Genomic DNA, 16,022 nt, shown 5'->3' with positions numbered 1-16,022 from the left:
TTACTCTCTTATTCTTTCTTACTTGCTAATTTTTCTACGCGGATAGTAACAGCACGTTTGTGAGCGTCCAGACCTTCTGCTTCAGCCATCGTGACTACCGTTGGTGCAAGGTTCTTTAAACCATCAGCAGAAAGCTCCTGAACCGTCATTCGTTTAGAGAAATCCGCCAAACCTAAGCTTGAATAAGTACGTGTGTAACCGTAAGTAGGAAGGACGTGGTTAGTCCCCGATGCGTAATCTCCCGCAGATTCAGGCGACCAATCCCCAAGGAAGATAGAGCCTGCATTATCAAGTAGAGGTAGAAGCTCACGAGGGTTCTTAGTCTGAACAATCAAGTGCTCAGGACCGTAGTAATTGGAAATAGAAACTGACTGCGTCATCGACTCGGAAATAATGATCAAGCTTGATGCCAGAGCCTTTTCTGCGATGTCTGCACGAGATAGCTCCTTAAGCTGACGTTGAACCGCATCCGTCACTTGATCAGCAATCACAGGAGAAGGAGTCACCAATACCACTTGAGAATCAGGACCGTGTTCCGCTTGGCTCAAAAGATCCGCAGCGATAAAGTCTGCATCTGCGGTTTCATCTGCAATCACTAACACTTCTGATGGCCCTGCTGGCATATCAATCGCAGCACCGCGGAAATCATTGCTAACCTGTCGTTTTGCTTCGGTCACGTAAGCGTTGCCCGGACCAAAGATCTTATCTACTTTCGATACCGTCTCGGTGCCATAAGCCATTGCAGCAACTGCTTGGCCACCACCGACGTTGTACACTTCATCAATGCCACACAGTTTCGCGACATAAAGGATCTCATCAGCGATTGGCGGTGGAGAACAAAGAACGACTTTACGACAACCTGCAATTTTTGCAGGAACGCCGAGCATCAAAACAGTCGATGGCAAAGGCGCACTGCCACCCGGAATGTACAAACCCACTTTTTGAATTGGGCGTGTTACTTGTTCACAAAGGACACCTGGCTGGGTTTCCACCTTGATCGGTTGCGGCTTTTGCGCTTTGTGGAACTTAGAAATATTGGCGTAAGCTTGCTCTAATGCGCTCTTCATTGACTCTGACAAACGCTCTGACGCTGCCTTAATTTCCTGAGAAGAAACACGAATGGATTCAGGCTTAACACGGTCAAACTTTTCGGTCAGCTCAATAAGAGCAGAGTCACCTTCTTCTCGAACTTTAGCAATAACTTCGGCCACAGCAGTGGTGATATTGGCACCTTCTGCAATAGCAGGGCGCTCCAAAATAGAGTCTTGCTGATTCTCACTTAATGATTGCCAAACGACTGTTCTCATGATGCTTACTCCATCATTTTTTCAATTGGTAGAACGAGAATTGAACTTGCGCCCAACTCTTTCAGCTGTTCCATTGTTTCCCAGAACAGGTTTTCAGAACTCACTAAGTGAACAGCCATTTTCTGCTTATCTGCAGAAAGAGGAAGAACAGTTGGGTCTTCAGCACCTGGCAGTAGTGCTTTAATTTGATCTAACTTCTCTGCTGGGGCGTGAAGCATAATGTACTTAGATTCTTTCGCTTGCTGCACGCCTTGCATGCGAGTTAACAGCTTTTCGATTAGCGCCACTTTGTCTGCGTCGAACTCACCTGTGCGTTGAATCAATGTCGCTTTTGATTTGAAGATAATTTCAGCTTCTTTAAGGCCGTTCGCTTCCAGTGTTGCACCTGTAGAAACCAAATCAGCGATAGCATCAGCGAGACCCGCGCGAGGCGCAACTTCTACAGAGCCTGTCAGCATACATGTAGAGAATGGAACGCCGGCTTCATCCATGTACGCTTTTAGAAGTTGAGGATACGTTGTAGCAATACGCTTGCCAGCTAAGTCTTGTGGACCGTTGTACTCTTCGTCCTTGTCGATTGCGATAGATAAACGACAGCCACCAAAATCAAGTCGACGAAGCTGAACAAACTCGCAGGGTTCACCTAATGCTTTGCGGTCAAGGCGAACTTCTTCTAGCTCATTTTCGCCAATAAAGCCAAGGTCAACCACGCCATCCATAATTAAACCTGGGATGTCGTCGTCACGAACCAAGAGTAAATCAATTGGCATATTTTCAGAATGGACAACTAAACGCTCGCCCATTACGTTGAACTTTACGCCGCACTGTTTTAGTAGAGCTTGACTCTCTTTGCTAAGACGACCTTTTTTCTGAATTGCGATTCTTAAACGTTGTGTTTGCATTGCTTTGTCCCTATGCAAGATTTTGATATCTAAGTATTTTTCAAACTAATAAAACTAAAAAACCCTCGGGAGATTGAAGTCTCCCGAGGGTTTAAAATCTGCTTTTACTTTGATTTTACCTCCGGGAGTTTCCTGCCTCCCGGGTATGCGTACATCGCCCGAAAGACTAGATTGGGTGATGATGGTGATGAATGTTCATTACAAAATTACGCATACTTATTTAAGGCTCTTTTTGAGTTGCTTTGTTAGTAACCACACTAACTAAGGATTCTATATTTTTCAATACTCAATTGAATATTTTCTAAATATTTTTCACAAGATATTGATTTAAATGAAATTAAATTCTTTTCCATATTGAATACTCTGGTAGAAAGAACACCTCCAATCAGCTCTACTCTGACGAAGAAAACGAAGAATAGTATGAATATTCACCAAAACAACTATTTAGACCGTACCCAATCCATTAATTGACACTTTTCTCAATAAAGAGACAGCAACTCACGTTTGAGACAAGTCATTCAAAACTATTATTAGAGCGGGGCAAAAAATAGTGATTAACAATGAAACTGCGTAACGGTAGTAATAAACAAGCTGTAGATTTCGACGATACGGCACTATACCCGTTGATCGGCAATAGTGCCTGTATCCAAGAACTTCGTACTGCAATACAAAAGTACGCTCAATGTGATGCTGAAGTCCTCATTCAGGGTGAAACTGGTGTTGGGAAAGGTCTTTGCGCTCGCCTTATTCATCAATTGTCGAACAGACACTCAGCACCTTTTGTGGAAGTCAACTGTGGAGCCATTCCAAGTGGTCTTATTGCATCCGAGCTTTTCGGCCACGAAAAAGGAGCATTTACAGGCGCAATCTCAGAGCGTATAGGTTTTATTCAAAAGGCACATAAAGGCACCCTATTTCTTGATGAAATTGGTGACATGCCACCAGACCTACAAATCCACCTCCTTCACTTTTTGGAGAGTAAACAAATCCATAAAGTCGGAGCGGATAAATTCATTGACGTGGACTGTAGGGTCATTGCAGCAAGCCACGTGGATTTGAAAAATGAAGTCGTACAAGGAGGATTTCGTGAAGATCTATTCTATCGGCTTAATATATTGCCATTAACTATCCCTCCACTGAGAAAGCGTGGAAAAGACATTATTATTTTATCTGAACACTTCCTAGCAGATCTGTCTCATGGTCAGGTACAAAAAATGTCTGATAAGGTAAAAGCCAAGCTCCTCAAACATCGTTGGCCAGGCAACGTAAGAGAACTGCGTAATGTCATCCAACGAGCAATTGTGATGTGTGAAGATCACACGCTTCTCGTCGCCGACTTGGGCCTTGATAACAATGAGAGGCAATTGCTCCCTTCTGTGGACCAAATTGATCTCGACTACCTACTGCAAGCTATCGAAGAAAATAAACACAATATGAGTGCGGCTGCACGTCACCTCGGCATTTCAAGAACAACGCTTTATCGATTAATAAAGAAATACAACTTAAATGTTTAAATACTGTATAGGTGTAACGTAACACTGTGTAACAGGTAACTCTTTAGATATCATTTAGTTAACTCTGCATCGCAACCATGCGTATTTTGCTGTATTAAAAATCAAAAGCTTAAAATGGGCATAGTCTTTGCTTAGAACTAAGAAGAAGATGGATTGCTTTTCCATTACAGCCCATCAAGGAGAGCTCGGTACACAAACAATTCGCTCTTAACACGAGACTTTTATCCCCAAAAACGCGATTGCCCCCCTCACCTAAGTCGCGTTAAAAAAAAGCTCCGCTAAATTAGCGGAGCTTCCCTCTGTAACGAATCTATTCAAAACAACTTACGCACTCTGGCAAGACGCTATTTTAGACTTTGAAAGCCATGACAAAATAGCGCAAACGATAACGAATGTTATCGACGCTGCAATGAACGAAAACGCAATTGAAGCAGTCATACCAAGGGCAATAAAGCCGACGCATGAAACAAGCGCGACTGATAATGCATAAGGTAGCTGTGTTGATACGTGATCAATGTGGTTACAACGTGCACCCGTCGATGACAGGATAGTCGTATCTGAGATTGGTGAACAATGGTCACCGAATACCGCACCAGCTAAAACCGCACTCAGCATCGGTAGCATTAGCGCTACGTCTGTTGCGCCAGCCATGTCTCCAGCGATTGGAAGCATGATGCCGAACGTACCCCATGAAGTACCTGTTGAGAACGCCATCAGGCCAGACAACAAGAATAGGATAACTGGTAGCCAGTGCGGGTTAATGTTGCCCTGCGCCATTGTCGAAAGGTAAGTACCAGTCTTCATATCACCGATAACAGAACCAATGGTCCAGGCAAATACTAAGATTAGAATCGCACCAAACATAGACTTAGCACCAATCCAAAGTGTACGTGTGATCTCAGCCATTGGTAGACCTTGCTTCACAACAGTAAACAGTGCAACTGCTAAGCCAAGCAAGCTACCGTAGATTAGTGATGTACCTACATCTGTATTTTCAAAAGCACCAAGAAGCGCAAATTCTTTACCATCAGCAGCCAATGCTTGGCCACCCGTGTAAAGCATTGAAGCGATAGTCGCGATAATCAGCGTTACGATAGGAAGTATCAAATCTGACACTTTACCCTTTTCACTTTCACGGATATCTAGCTCTTCGTTTAGGTCATGCGCTTCTTGCGAGTCATTTTCTTTATCTTTATCAAAGCCACGACCTTGCGATGCAGAGATCTCATGCTCACGCATTTTACCAATATCAAGACCAAACCACGCAACAGCGAACACCATTAGCAGCGCAAAAACGGCGTAGAAGTTCATTGGGATAAGACGAACATATGCGCCAAGAGCCGAATACTCTGTGATCCCATGTGAGACTAAGATCCCGCCAATAATAGTAATAATGTAAGCCCCCCAGCTAGAAGCAGGCATAATTACACACATTGGAGCAGCGGTTGAGTCTAGAATGTACGCAAGCTTAGCGCGAGACACATAAAAGCGATCGGTTACTGGGCGAGAGATCGCACCAACAGCAAGGCTATTAAAGTAATCATCGACAAAAATGAATACGCCTAAAAAGGCGGCAAGAAGTTTGGAGCCGCGTTTACTCTTCACTCGAGATTGTGCCCATTCAGCAAAAGCACGAGTACCGCCAGATAGCGTTAATAAAGCTGTTGTCATACCTAATAAGATTAGGAAACCAACAATGCTCATGTTCCAAGTGTTAATTCCGCCATCTTCAATAAAGACAGAAGAAACTTGAGAACTGACGTAACCTGCGGTGTCGCTGATAGACCAGCTATTAAGTAGCACCGCACCTAGCACGATACCTACACCCAAGGAAACTAATACACGTCGAGTCAAAATCGCCAAAGTCAAAGCGACAATAGGTGGCAACAATGAAACAGGAGAACTAGAAAAATCTATTAAATTCATGATCTTCAAAAACCAAAGTTTGGCTAGAGATCTACTGCAGACAAGTCACGTAGCATACGATACGTGCTCATGTTGAACTTAGCGACAGGGAAGCGAACACTCCACCCAACCCTACAGTAGCGCTCCATAGTTTAATGTGAATATATACTATGGCAGTGTTGTTCCTTTCAGATACAACCCCAGCAAGTAACTTTGATGAGTTACTTACTTCGGCAATCTTCGCCTTCCACTATTATTCATTGGCATCACCCCAATAATAGCTACTCTTCGAGACCGCGCCTCTACGGCAACAACAAACAATTAACCACTAACTGTACAAATTAACAACAAATTGTCTGCAATATTGCATCAGGTGGCAGCCATTGTACTTATGATGAGAGTCAATGCAACACATCAAACTAAATTAAACAAATAAATAATGACTGAGATAATTTATAAACCTTGCCTACTTCCATAAGTTTTGTGCAACTGAAATCACATCAATCATGTTATTTATGAAACATTATTACTACCTTAGAAATATCATGGTTTATCTTATATCAATAAATTAAGGATATATGACACAGCATTAAAGATGGATGCTTCATATTTTTAAGTAATAACTCAAATTTTTTTATAAAAAACCAAGCTGTCACTCTCTCTATACAATAATGATTGTTGATTTTAGTTCTCATCTAATAATGATTTATTTCGAGTGTAATAATATTAATTGCTTTAAAAAATAGTCAAATTTAAACAAAATCTTGATTTAGCATTTGCACATAAGGAAAAGATAAAGTTAAATATAAGGACTCTTTGTTTATTTATAGATTGGCATTATTTAATCGTAACGATAAAAAGTGCCCAACACATTAACCTTTTAATAGGAATCGTTATGTCAGAGCTGACTAAAACCCTTCTAAATATCCGTAGCCTTCGTGCATTTTCTCGTGAGCTGACTCTAGAACAATTGGAAGAAGCTCTAGATAAACTCACTACTGTCGTAGATGAGCGTCGTGAAGCAGAAGAAGCAGAACGCGCAGCACAAGCAGAGCAAGAAGCTAAGCTTGCAGAGATTGCTGAGAAAATCGCTCAAGACGGTATTGACGTAGAAGCACTTATTACTGCGCTATCTGGCGAAACTAAGACGAAAGGCAAAGCGAAGCGCGCACCTCGCCCTGCTAAATACAAATACACAGATTCAAACGGTAATGAGAAAACTTGGACTGGCCAAGGTCGTACACCTTCGGCGATTCAAGAGCAACTTGATGCAGGTAAATCTCTGGATGAGTTCCTAATCTAGATCCGTGCTATTTTTAAAAGGCTCCCATAGGGAGCCTTTTTTATTTAAACCATTACAAATAAAAAAGGCACATTTCTTAATGTGCCTTTTACTTTAGTTACAGAATAGTTAATTAAACTGCTTCGTATTAACGTTCCCAGTATGCTTCTTCTAGGCTATCTTCTCGCTCAGGAAGTCCGCGCGACAATCGTGGTGAATGTTGCACGAGAACTTCGTAGCTCGCGCGGTTTGCGTATTTGCAGACTTGAGAAAAAGAAGAGTAAGTTAAATACTCGTTACTGTGCTTGCTTGAATTAGGCACATTTTCTTTATGGTATTTATTTGCTGCCATATCATGAAGAACAGCAGATAACGCGGCATCACCTGCGCCATTTGTATTCTTAATTTTTTCTGGGCCACCCATATATGGCGAGATATGCGAGTACACTTTTATTGGCGTCTCGCATGAGTCTTTTTTCGCCGGACGACTAAATTCATAACGATTAAATTCAGCAATTGACCCTGGAAGTAATGGCAAAGAAGTTTCGCGCTTCGCGCTATCTTCCGTATACCCAGCCATAAATAGACCTACAGGACCCGCCGTGCACAATACTAGATCAGCCCACTCCAATGTTTTGTCAGACGCAGCAAGTGGATCAGATTCCCCTGTCAGAGCTTCTGCTTCATCTTCATTCATCGCAACGACAGAAACGTTATCTCGAATGAATTCTTGCCAATATTTAGGATCATCTTGAATAACAAACTTTGTGCCTAGAGTCAGAACAACAGGCACATCATTCTTTTTCGCGTACTCAATCGCTTTCATTGTTGCTTCCGGCATTGGGTCGCCGTCTTTGCAACGTACTAGATATGACGTCAGTACAAGTGCTGATGCATTTTTAAAGATTTTCTCTGGAATGCTATCAGGATGGAGTTGGTTCATTTGCCCTTCGCTGATAGCAAAAGTACGTTCACCGTCTTCTGTGATAAGAGCAAAGCAACGGCCAATTGCACCATCTACACCTTGTAGGTAGTTCAAATCCATGCGGCTTGATGTATTACAAAGATAACGGTAACCGTAGCTGCCAATCTTAATATCCTGGCTCATCACTCCAAGTAGTGTGGAGCGGTCATCCGCTAGCACGGAGTAGTTATGTAGCGTGTTACCAATTGTACCGCCCGCATACTCATTGGTAATCAAGTTCTCTTCTTTCAGTTGCTGGTATAACTCTTCTGCTCTTTCGTCATCGATAACCAGAGAGTGACCTTTACTCAGACCGTACTTTTCAATCACATCCGTTGTAACTTTTGCTTCAATATCAACCAAGGTTTGGTCAATACCAATGATGTGAGTGCGCGTCATCTTCTTGCTTTCTTGTGCTTGGCTCACCAGCGGGTCACGAGCATGAACAGGAAAATAGTGCTTCGATTTGCGTTGTCCAGGAAATTTCATATTGTCAGTCTGAGTAAGGGGATGAAAAGGAGAGCGGATTCTATACCGCTAATAATAAAGCAGCAATAAAAGCGATTATAGCAAACGTTTGCTGACTACTTTTTTCTTTTAGGTGGCTTATTCACCTTCCATAAAGCTGAGATCTGGTAGTTGCTCAAGGTGCTCGCTATAACGCTTTAGGTTGAACTCACCTTCATTCTTCATCACATCAAAAATCTCAATTGACATCGCACATGCCATCATCGCAACCGCATCTTCACGTGGTGTGCCAGTCATCATTAAACGCATAAGGGTTTCTTTTACTTTAAGCGGGTTACCATCTTCGAGCTGATTTTCAACAATTTCAATCAACTCACTTTCTTGCATAAATTGGTTTTCTTCTGTCATTTGGTGTTTCCTCTTGGATTTTGGCCAACTATGCCATATATACCTCTTCTATACTTGCGAAATTACTCGTTCGAATCTTTGTTGAAGAAAAATCCAGCGAAACGAATTGTGATTTCGATCTCGGATCTGTCACCGGTCTGTGGATTCTGATAGAATCTGCATCCCGTTTATTTAAGTGGTGTTTAGTAATGTCTGATAACAGTCAAAAGAAAGTCATCGTCGGTATGTCCGGCGGCGTTGATTCATCTGTTTCCGCGTATCTTCTAAAGCAGCAAGGCTACCAAGTAGAAGGCCTTTTCATGAAGAACTGGGAAGAAGATGACAACGAAGAATATTGTACAGCGGCAGAAGATCTTGCTGACGCTCAGGCAGTATGTGACAAGCTAGGCATCCACCTACACACTATCAACTTTGCTGCCGAATACTGGGATAACGTATTTGAGTACTTCCTTGCTGAATACAAAGCTGGCCGTACTCCGAACCCTGACATTCTTTGTAACAAAGAAATCAAGTTCAAAGCATTCCTAGAATTCGCTGATGAAGTACTTGATGCTGATTACATTGCAATGGGCCACTATGTGCGTCGCTCTTTCCCAGAAAACGGTGAAAAACCACAGATGCTACGTGGTCTAGATGGCAACAAAGATCAAAGCTACTTCCTGTACACATTAAGCAACGAGCAAATTGCGCGTAGCCTATTCCCTGTTGGTGACCTAGAGAAGCCAGAAGTACGCCGCATCGCGGAAGAGCAAGATCTAATCACGGCGAAGAAGAAAGACTCTACGGGTATTTGTTTCATCGGCGAACGCAAGTTTACAGAATTCCTAGGTCGCTACCTTCCAGCTCAACCAGGCAACATCGAAACACCTGAAGGCGAAGTGATTGGTCAACATCAAGGCCTGATGTACCACACACTTGGTCAGCGTAAAGGTCTACACATCGGTGGCCGTAAAGGCGGCGGTGGTAACGAGGACCCATGGTTCGTTGGTGAGAAAGATCTAGAACGTAACGTTTTGATTGCCGTTCAAGGTAAAGACCATCCAATGTTGAAATCAGAAGGTCTACTTGCATCACAACTTCACTGGGTAGATCGTGAGCCAATTCGCGATGTTATGAAGTGCACAGTGAAAACTCGTTACCGTCAGGAAGATATTCCTTGTACAATCATCCCTATCGATGATGAAAACATTAAAGTTATCTTTGACGAGCCACAAATTGCTGTAACTCCAGGTCAATCAGCAGTGTTCTACAAAGGTGACGTGTGCCTAGGTGGCGGCATCATCGAGCAACGCATTAAATATTCTCAAGCTTAGGAGTCGTTACGTGGCGAATACACTTTATGACCGTACTATCGCTTTCGCTGGGATTTGCCAAGCTGTTGCTTTAGTTCAACAGGTAGCGAGAAACGGACATTGTGATCAAGATGCTTTTGAAACATCAATCAACGCTATTTTGAGCACGAACCCTGCTAACACAGTTGGCGTATTCGGTCGCGAAGCCGATCTAAAGCTCGGCCTAGAATGCTTGGTTAAAGGGATTGATAGCACACCATCAGGCAGTGAAATTACTCGTTACATTATTAGTTTAATGGCGTTAGAACGTAAGTTAAGCTCTCGTAACGATGCTATGTCTCAGCTTGGCGATCGTATTCAAATGGCCAAGCGTCAGTCAGAGCACTTTGAGCTACTAGACGATCAAATGATCAGCAATTTAGCGAGCATCTATCTGGATGTCGTTAGCCCTATTGGCCCACGCATTCAAGTAACGGGCACGCCATCTGTACTGCAGCAGACGGCAAGCCAACACAAAGTTCGTGCGCTGTTGTTATCTGGCATTCGTAGTGCAGTTCTTTGGCGTCAAGTTGGTGGTAAGCGTCGCCACCTAATCTTCGGTCGCAAGAAGATGGTAGAGCAAGCACAAATCCTTCTTGCTCGTCTGTAGTAAAATATCAAATAAGCAGCTCGCGTTTATCGCGAGCTCATTTTTTTCGACTAAAACAAATCTCGCGCAAACGTTTGCGCAATATTCGTGACAATTGCCACAGTTATTGGTATAAAGCTCACGAAATTTAGAAACCCAATTCAGGAGAACATCATGGAACTGTCAGCATTGACTGCTGTTTCACCAGTAGACGGCCGTTACGGAAGCAAGACAATTGCGTTACGCGAAATTTTCAGTGAATACGGTCTACTAAAGTACCGTACTATCGTTGAAATCCGCTGGCTACAAAAGCTTGCTGCTACTGCTGAAATTGCAGAAGTGCCAGCGTTTAGCGCAGAAGCAAACCAATTCCTAGACGACCTTGCTGCAAACTTCTCTGAAGAAGATGCACGCCGTATCAAAGAGATCGAGCGTACAACTAACCACGACGTAAAAGCGGTTGAGTACTTCCTAAAAGAGAAAGTAGCAGACGTTCCTGAACTGCACGCAGTAAACGAGTTCTTCCACTTCGCATGTACTTCTGAAGACATCAACAACACATCACACGCTCTAATGCTTAAAGAAGCTCGTGAGAACGTGATTCTTCCAGAAATCCGTAACCTAATCGACGCTATCAAAGCACTAGCAGAGGAATACCGCGACATTCCTCTTCTATCTCGTACACACGGTCAGCCTGCTTCTCCATCTACTATGGGTAAAGAAATGGCAAACGTGGCGTACCGTATGGAGCGTCAATTCAAGCAAATCGAAAACGTTGAGATCCTAGCGAAAATCAACGGTGCAGTAGGTAACTACAATGCACACCTTTCTGCTTACCCAGAGCTAGATTGGCACAAGTTCTCTGAAGAATTCATCACAGAGTCTCTAGGCGTAACTTGGAACCCTTACACAACTCAAATCGAACCGCACGATTACATCGCTGAGCTGTTCGACGCTATCGCTCGTTTCAACACTATCCTGATTGACTTCGACCGTGACGTTTGGGGTTACATTGCACTAGGCCACTTCAAGCAAAAAACTATTGCTGGTGAGATCGGTTCTTCAACAATGCCTCACAAAGTTAACCCAATCGACTTTGAAAACTCAGAAGGTAACCTAGGTCTTGCGAACGCTGTATTCGGCCACCTAGCACAGAAACTGCCTATCTCTCGTTGGCAACGTGACCTAACTGACTCAACGGTTCTACGTAACCTTGGTGTTGGTGTTGGCTACGCTATCATCGCTTACACTTCTACGCTTAAAGGCATCAGCAAGCTAGAAGTAAACCGTGAAGCGCTTCTTGCTGAACTAGACAAGAACTGGGAAGTACTAGCAGAGCCAGTACAAACGGTAATGCGTCGTTACGGCATCGAGAAGCCATACGAGAAGCTAAAAGAGCTAACTCGTGGTAAGCGTGTTGACGGCGAAGCAATGCGTAACTTCATCGACGGTCTTGAGCTTCCTGAGCACGAGAAAGCACGTCTGAAAGAGATGACACCAGCGAACTATATCGGTCAAGCAATCGAGCTGACAGATAAGCTGTAATACTCCTGTAACGACCAGATACTTAAAAGGTTGACGCGAAAGCGTCAACCTTTTTTAGTTAGGAGAGTTAGGTCGGGAGAAAATAATTTTAGTTATATGGAATGGATTATTAATTGAAGATCAGCCCCATTTGTTATGGCTGCTTTTGGAAGAACAAGGTTATTGTTCCTACTTCCACACCAAACTTTTTTATTTTCGTTAGATTGAAAACGTGTCTGTCATCCTGACGATAAAGCCAATCATCAAAAGCAACCGTCACTGATGAATCCTCCATTTGTAGCTCAAAGTCATATTGCCACTGTAGCGCATTGCCCTGCTCTTCCCCTGTTGCTACACCTATAATATCGTCTGCCTTACCTTCATAACTACCGTCTTCTAATCTAGTGATAACCCAAATTCGCTGGTCCACCTCTCCGTCATCAAACACGAAGTCTTCCACCAGCGTCAGCGTATCACCTTCTACAGTACCCACTATATCGACTTCAAAGCGACGGGTTTGCTGTTCGGTATAATCTTGCACCATCCCCCACGCCTTTATGTCGCCTTCGAAATAACCGAATACGTCAAAAGTCGGTGTAGAAAAGCGGTAATTATCAATGTCTGCGGAACATGCCGAAAGAAAAACAGCTGCCACTAAAGTCGCTGATTTACAAATTCGTTTAAACACTATCTAACCTGCCCTATCAATTGTTTTCGGAGTTTCGGAAATTCTGTGTTGGGTGATAACCATATAGCTAAAAATGCATCGTTCATTCGTTCGTCTTCAATGATGCCAACGTTCTTTACTTGCACGTCCCCAACCTGCTTATAAAACAGCTGACCAGATTTTCCATCTGTTAGATAAGTAAGCTCGTCACCTTTTTGAATATCAGGAAACATACGATCGAGCTCGCTGATCCAAGTTTTTCGATATGAGTCAGTAAAACCCAATTTCGCCCACTGCTCATCCGTCACATCAAGCAGCTGTTGCTTACTGATGTCTCTCTTGTAATTAATTTCCAACGCAAGGGGATGTGGCGATATGTCATCGCTTACGACGAACTTTCCATCAGGCGCTTTTAATCTTGAGTGATAAATATCGAAGATGAACCAGGTAAGTTGGGCTTCTCCAACAGTTTTCCATCCCTTCCAATTAGCAATGTGGCTAGCAGCTTCGCTGTTTCCAACGGGTTGAGCTTGCAGAGCAAAAGAACCAGTTACTATTACCAACGCAAGCAACCTAGTCAGTCTCTGAGTTAAAACTCTCTTCAAGCTTTTCATTTCCGTACACCTTGAGTATCAAGAGCATCATGACGCACCATTCGACAAACAACATTGCCAGTGTAGCGCCAGTGCTAAATCCAAATTCAACGGCTTGGAGCTTATAGCCAGCAAAGTAGCTCACTGTTCCTCCGAGTCCGCCTACTATTGATACGTAGGTTTTTGGGAAACGGTACAAAATTGACTTAAGTTGATAGGCATACCAAGAAAACAAAACCCACAAGCATAATAACCAGACTGGCAGCCATGGGGTTGGAAAGACAAAGACCGAGAGTTGTTGATTGAGCGTATCAAGCACGAGCCCGCTCGTGACGATCACACCAATACTTTTGAGCGAAGATACATCGCTTTTCAGACAATATAGTAGGGTTGCCAAAGTAAGGAATAACGTGACCCATTGCCATTGATAGGTTCCAAGCACCGCTGCAAACCAGCAGAGTTGGAACCATGTCGAAGCAAGAAATACCTTCATAACGAACTACGGGCGTTGAAACGTCATGTGAACTGCACTGATCGTGCGAGCCAAAAAGCCACCTTCACAGTAGCTCAAATAGTAGCGCCACATACGCACAAAGCGGTCGTCGTAGCCAAACGAGCGCACTTCATTCTCTGCTCGATTAAAACGAAGGTGCCATTCGTTCAGCGTCTTGGCGTAGTCCAAACCAATATCGAACAAGTCTCGCGTCACTAAGTCACTGTACTTTGTTGTTGCTTGGGTTAGTGAGGTTACCGACGGTAAAAAACCACCCGGGAAAATGTACTTTTGGATAAAGTCGACGTTGTTACTGTAGTAATCGTAACGCTGATCGGCAATCGTAATCGCTTGAATCGCCATCAAGCCACCAGACTTCAATAAAGACTCACAGACCTTAATGTACGAAGGCAGGAATTGTTTGCCCACAGCTTCAATCATTTCAATAGAAACGAGCTTGTCATAAGTGCCGGTTAGGTTTCGGTAATCTTCTTTGAGTAGAGTGATTTTGTCTTCTAAGCCACGCTCTTTGATTTTTTGCTCCGCGTACGCGTGTTGCTCTTCAGATATCGTTGTTGTGGTGACCTGACAACCGTATTGTTCAGCCATGTAAATCGCCATAGCGCCCCACCCAGTGCCAATTTCAACAACATGATCGGTAGATTTCAGCTCAAGTTGCTGACATAGACGATCCATTTTGTTGATTTGAGCCTGCTCTAGAGAGTCATCCGCATGATTGTAAAGCGCCGACGAGTACAGCATATTGGTATCAAGGAACGCTTCGTATAGGTTGTTACCCAAGTCGTAATGCGCATGGATATTTTTACGTGAGTTCTCTTCAGAGTTTCTGTTTGACCAATGACTGAACTTGTACAGTATTTTAGTCAACCAACTGCCTTGCTCTTCGAGTTTATCTAGAGCACGCATGTTAAGGGCCATCAGTTTCATTAATGAGGTTAAATCGGGGCTATCCCACCACCCATCCATATAAGCCTCACCAGCAGCAATACTGCCGCCCTGCAAGGTCCGTGAATAAAAGCCTGGATGTTTTACCTCTATAGTAGCGACAACAGGTTGACCACTGTACTCCCCATTTGGCGCACTAAAACGCTCGCTTCGCTCTGTCGTTTCCGTCTTAAAACTTTCAATAACTGTTAAGCAGCCGATTTCCATTTTTTGCAGACATTGAAAAATAACTCCGCGAGCCGCTTTTTGCGTTGTCGTCAATTTACGCGGCAATGTCATAGAACTAGTATTTAACATGCAGAATTCTCCTTGTGCTTTTTATTTTTTTTGTCTGTTTTTTCAGTATCGGCTTCTATTTCTTCATGCGTTGAATATTTAGGATGAGAATAAAAAGGTGCGCCTTTCACCCAAAGTTTTAATGCGTGCCAATAAATACCAACCATTACTTTTACCGTTTGTATTGGTGTAACGATCAAACACCTCAATAAGGTTTTGCTTGAAAGTGGCTTGGCTTTCATAACCATGGTGGCATCAAAGTGTTTCTCTCCTTTGTGACATTCAAGATGAATATTCAACTTGTCTGTCAAAGGTTTAATTCTCCAGCGGTAGAGTTGGTCAATCGGGTTGAATGGTGAAACATGGAATGCTTTATCTTGTTCCCAACCAAACTTTTCTTCTTCTTTATCTGCTGACACCACGTAGTAATGTCGTTCATTCCAAGGAGTGTTACTCACCTCTGCGAGGAGATACTTCCATTCTCCTTCCGTGTTATAAACGTAGTAGAAATTAACGGGACTGAAATAAAGTCCTAGATAACGCAAGTGACAGACTGCGATTACCTTGCCGGTACAGCGAACACCTGTCAGTTCTTCAATTTTGCTGTGCACTGCCGACTTGACGCTACCTTCACCAATGTAATCACTGCGCTTAAAGCGAGCCCAATGCCACCAACGCGAACCAAAACCCCATACTTTTTTCTCTAAAGCATCGATCTCGTCTACATCGATGGCGGGCATAAATAAAGAGTAGTTCAACTCATGATTCACAGGCGTGAATCGACGGTGACGAACGTTGCCTATAAACAATCGGCTGTTCATTTGGCTATCCAT

At 43.3% G+C, this 16,022-nt stretch carries 15 protein-coding genes, 1 riboswitch and 1 other annotated feature; of the genes, 5 read left to right on the top strand and 10 right to left on the bottom strand.

The annotated features are described in order from the left end of the window. Positions 1-8 precede the first annotated feature (8 nt). Both hisD and hisG read right to left on the bottom strand, forming a co-directional pair. Positions 9-1,307 (bottom strand): histidinol dehydrogenase, encoded by a 1,299-nt coding sequence (hisD, locus tag R7Q47_RS03745; RefSeq protein WP_054575132.1) that lies wholly within the window; start codon positions 1,305-1,307, stop codon positions 9-11. 5 nt (positions 1,308-1,312) lie between these two features. Continuing rightward, a complete protein-coding gene (gene hisG, locus R7Q47_RS03740) occupies positions 1,313-2,209 on the bottom strand; it encodes an ATP phosphoribosyltransferase (protein ID WP_005378180.1) in 897 nt (298 codons plus the stop codon). 53 nt (positions 2,210-2,262) lie between these two features. Next, positions 2,263-2,400: a sequence feature (His leader region), on the bottom strand. A 369-nt stretch (positions 2,401-2,769) separates the two neighbouring features. Here hisG and R7Q47_RS03735 point away from each other — a divergent pair. Continuing rightward, positions 2,770-3,723, top strand: a complete 954-nt coding sequence (locus tag R7Q47_RS03735; RefSeq protein WP_005388056.1) for a sigma-54 interaction domain-containing protein — start codon at positions 2,770-2,772, stop codon at positions 3,721-3,723. Between the two features lie 324 nt (positions 3,724-4,047). Here R7Q47_RS03735 and tet(35) read toward each other — a convergent pair whose 3' ends face one another. Then, the gene (gene tet(35), locus R7Q47_RS03730) at positions 4,048-5,649 is read right to left on the bottom strand and encodes a tetracycline efflux Na+/H+ antiporter family transporter Tet(35) (protein ID WP_213871566.1); all 1,602 of its coding nucleotides are present in this window, start codon (positions 5,647-5,649) and stop codon (positions 4,048-4,050) included. 109 nt (positions 5,650-5,758) lie between these two features. Next, a riboswitch (Lysine riboswitch) is annotated at positions 5,759-5,941 on the bottom strand. 582 nt (positions 5,942-6,523) lie between these two features. On the opposite strand from tet(35), the gene R7Q47_RS03725 reads away from it, so the two are divergent. Continuing rightward, positions 6,524-6,931, top strand: a complete 408-nt coding sequence (locus R7Q47_RS03725; protein ID WP_005378185.1) for an H-NS family nucleoid-associated regulatory protein — start codon at positions 6,524-6,526, stop codon at positions 6,929-6,931. Between the two features lie 127 nt (positions 6,932-7,058). Here R7Q47_RS03725 and R7Q47_RS03720 read toward each other — a convergent pair whose 3' ends face one another. Both R7Q47_RS03720 and R7Q47_RS03715 read right to left on the bottom strand, forming a co-directional pair. After that, positions 7,059-8,363, bottom strand: coding sequence for an inosine/guanosine kinase (locus tag R7Q47_RS03720; RefSeq protein WP_005378187.1), 1,305 nt, complete (start codon positions 8,361-8,363; stop codon positions 7,059-7,061). A 117-nt stretch (positions 8,364-8,480) separates the two neighbouring features. Next, on the bottom strand, positions 8,481-8,750 hold the full coding sequence (locus R7Q47_RS03715) for a hypothetical protein (protein WP_005378190.1): 270 nt from the start codon (positions 8,748-8,750) through the stop codon (positions 8,481-8,483). Positions 8,751-8,938: 188 nt separating this feature from the next. Here R7Q47_RS03715 and mnmA point away from each other — a divergent pair, with 188 nt between their 5' ends. The 3 genes from mnmA to purB all read left to right on the top strand — a co-directional run bounded on the left by mnmA (position 8,939) and on the right by purB (position 12,215). Further along, a complete protein-coding gene (mnmA, locus tag R7Q47_RS03710) occupies positions 8,939-10,063 on the top strand; it encodes a tRNA 2-thiouridine(34) synthase MnmA (RefSeq protein ID WP_005378192.1) in 1,125 nt (374 codons plus the stop codon). A 10-nt stretch (positions 10,064-10,073) separates the two neighbouring features. After that, the gene (gene hflD / locus R7Q47_RS03705) at positions 10,074-10,691 is read left to right on the top strand and encodes a high frequency lysogenization protein HflD (protein ID WP_005378194.1); all 618 of its coding nucleotides are present in this window, start codon (positions 10,074-10,076) and stop codon (positions 10,689-10,691) included. A 153-nt stretch (positions 10,692-10,844) separates the two neighbouring features. Beyond that, the gene (gene purB / locus R7Q47_RS03700) at positions 10,845-12,215 is read left to right on the top strand and encodes an adenylosuccinate lyase (RefSeq protein ID WP_154204698.1); all 1,371 of its coding nucleotides are present in this window, start codon (positions 10,845-10,847) and stop codon (positions 12,213-12,215) included. A gap of 133 nt (positions 12,216-12,348) precedes the next feature. On the opposite strand, the gene R7Q47_RS03695 is transcribed toward purB, so the two are convergent. The 5 genes from R7Q47_RS03695 to R7Q47_RS03675 are packed head-to-tail and all read right to left on the bottom strand — an operon-like array spanning position 12,349 to position 16,022. Beyond that, on the bottom strand, positions 12,349-12,882 hold the full coding sequence (locus tag R7Q47_RS03695) for a DUF3833 domain-containing protein (protein WP_195723104.1): 534 nt from the start codon (positions 12,880-12,882) through the stop codon (positions 12,349-12,351). Further along, positions 12,882-13,475, bottom strand: a complete 594-nt coding sequence (locus tag R7Q47_RS03690; protein WP_318088654.1) for a chalcone isomerase family protein — start codon at positions 13,473-13,475, stop codon at positions 12,882-12,884. The genes R7Q47_RS03695 and R7Q47_RS03690 overlap by 1 nt, the downstream gene beginning before the upstream one ends. Then, positions 13,435-13,947, bottom strand: coding sequence for a DUF2878 domain-containing protein (locus tag R7Q47_RS03685; RefSeq protein ID WP_154204700.1), 513 nt, complete (start codon positions 13,945-13,947; stop codon positions 13,435-13,437). The genes R7Q47_RS03690 and R7Q47_RS03685 overlap by 41 nt, the downstream gene beginning before the upstream one ends. A 6-nt stretch (positions 13,948-13,953) precedes the next feature. Beyond that, positions 13,954-15,210 (bottom strand): cyclopropane-fatty-acyl-phospholipid synthase family protein, encoded by a 1,257-nt coding sequence (locus R7Q47_RS03680; protein ID WP_318088653.1) that lies wholly within the window; start codon positions 15,208-15,210, stop codon positions 13,954-13,956. Then, positions 15,204-16,022, bottom strand: coding sequence for a DUF1365 domain-containing protein (locus R7Q47_RS03675; protein WP_154204701.1), 819 nt, complete (start codon positions 16,020-16,022; stop codon positions 15,204-15,206). Before R7Q47_RS03675 ends, R7Q47_RS03680 begins: the two co-directional genes overlap by 7 nt.

It is taken from the genome of Vibrio sp. Vb0349 (assembly GCF_033338975.1).
This window is presented reverse-complemented; position numbering and strand designations above follow the sequence as displayed.

Excerpts from the sequence above, each read along its gene's own strand:
- hisD (WP_054575132.1), bottom strand. The coding sequence starts at position 1,307 with ATGAGAACAGTCGTTTGGCAATCATTAAGTGAGAATCAGCAAGACTCT.
- hisG (WP_005378180.1), bottom strand. The coding sequence starts at position 2,209 with ATGCAAACACAACGTTTAAGAATCGCAATTCAGAAAAAAGGTCGTCTT.
- R7Q47_RS03735 (WP_005388056.1), top strand. The coding sequence starts at position 2,770 with ATGAAACTGCGTAACGGTAGTAATAAACAAGCTGTAGATTTCGACGAT.
- R7Q47_RS03725 (WP_005378185.1), top strand. The coding sequence starts at position 6,524 with ATGTCAGAGCTGACTAAAACCCTTCTAAATATCCGTAGCCTTCGTGCA.
- R7Q47_RS03720 (WP_005378187.1), bottom strand. The coding sequence starts at position 8,363 with ATGAAATTTCCTGGACAACGCAAATCGAAGCACTATTTTCCTGTTCAT.
- R7Q47_RS03715 (WP_005378190.1), bottom strand. The coding sequence starts at position 8,750 with ATGACAGAAGAAAACCAATTTATGCAAGAAAGTGAGTTGATTGAAATT.
- mnmA (WP_005378192.1), top strand. The coding sequence starts at position 8,939 with ATGTCTGATAACAGTCAAAAGAAAGTCATCGTCGGTATGTCCGGCGGC.
- purB (WP_154204698.1), top strand. The coding sequence starts at position 10,845 with ATGGAACTGTCAGCATTGACTGCTGTTTCACCAGTAGACGGCCGTTAC.
- R7Q47_RS03690 (WP_318088654.1), bottom strand. The coding sequence starts at position 13,475 with ATGAAAAGCTTGAAGAGAGTTTTAACTCAGAGACTGACTAGGTTGCTT.
- R7Q47_RS03685 (WP_154204700.1), bottom strand. The coding sequence starts at position 13,947 with ATGAAGGTATTTCTTGCTTCGACATGGTTCCAACTCTGCTGGTTTGCA.
- R7Q47_RS03680 (WP_318088653.1), bottom strand. The coding sequence starts at position 15,210 with ATGTTAAATACTAGTTCTATGACATTGCCGCGTAAATTGACGACAACG.
- R7Q47_RS03675 (WP_154204701.1), bottom strand. The coding sequence starts at position 16,022 with ATGGATAGCCAAATGAACAGCCGATTGTTTATAGGCAACGTTCGTCAC.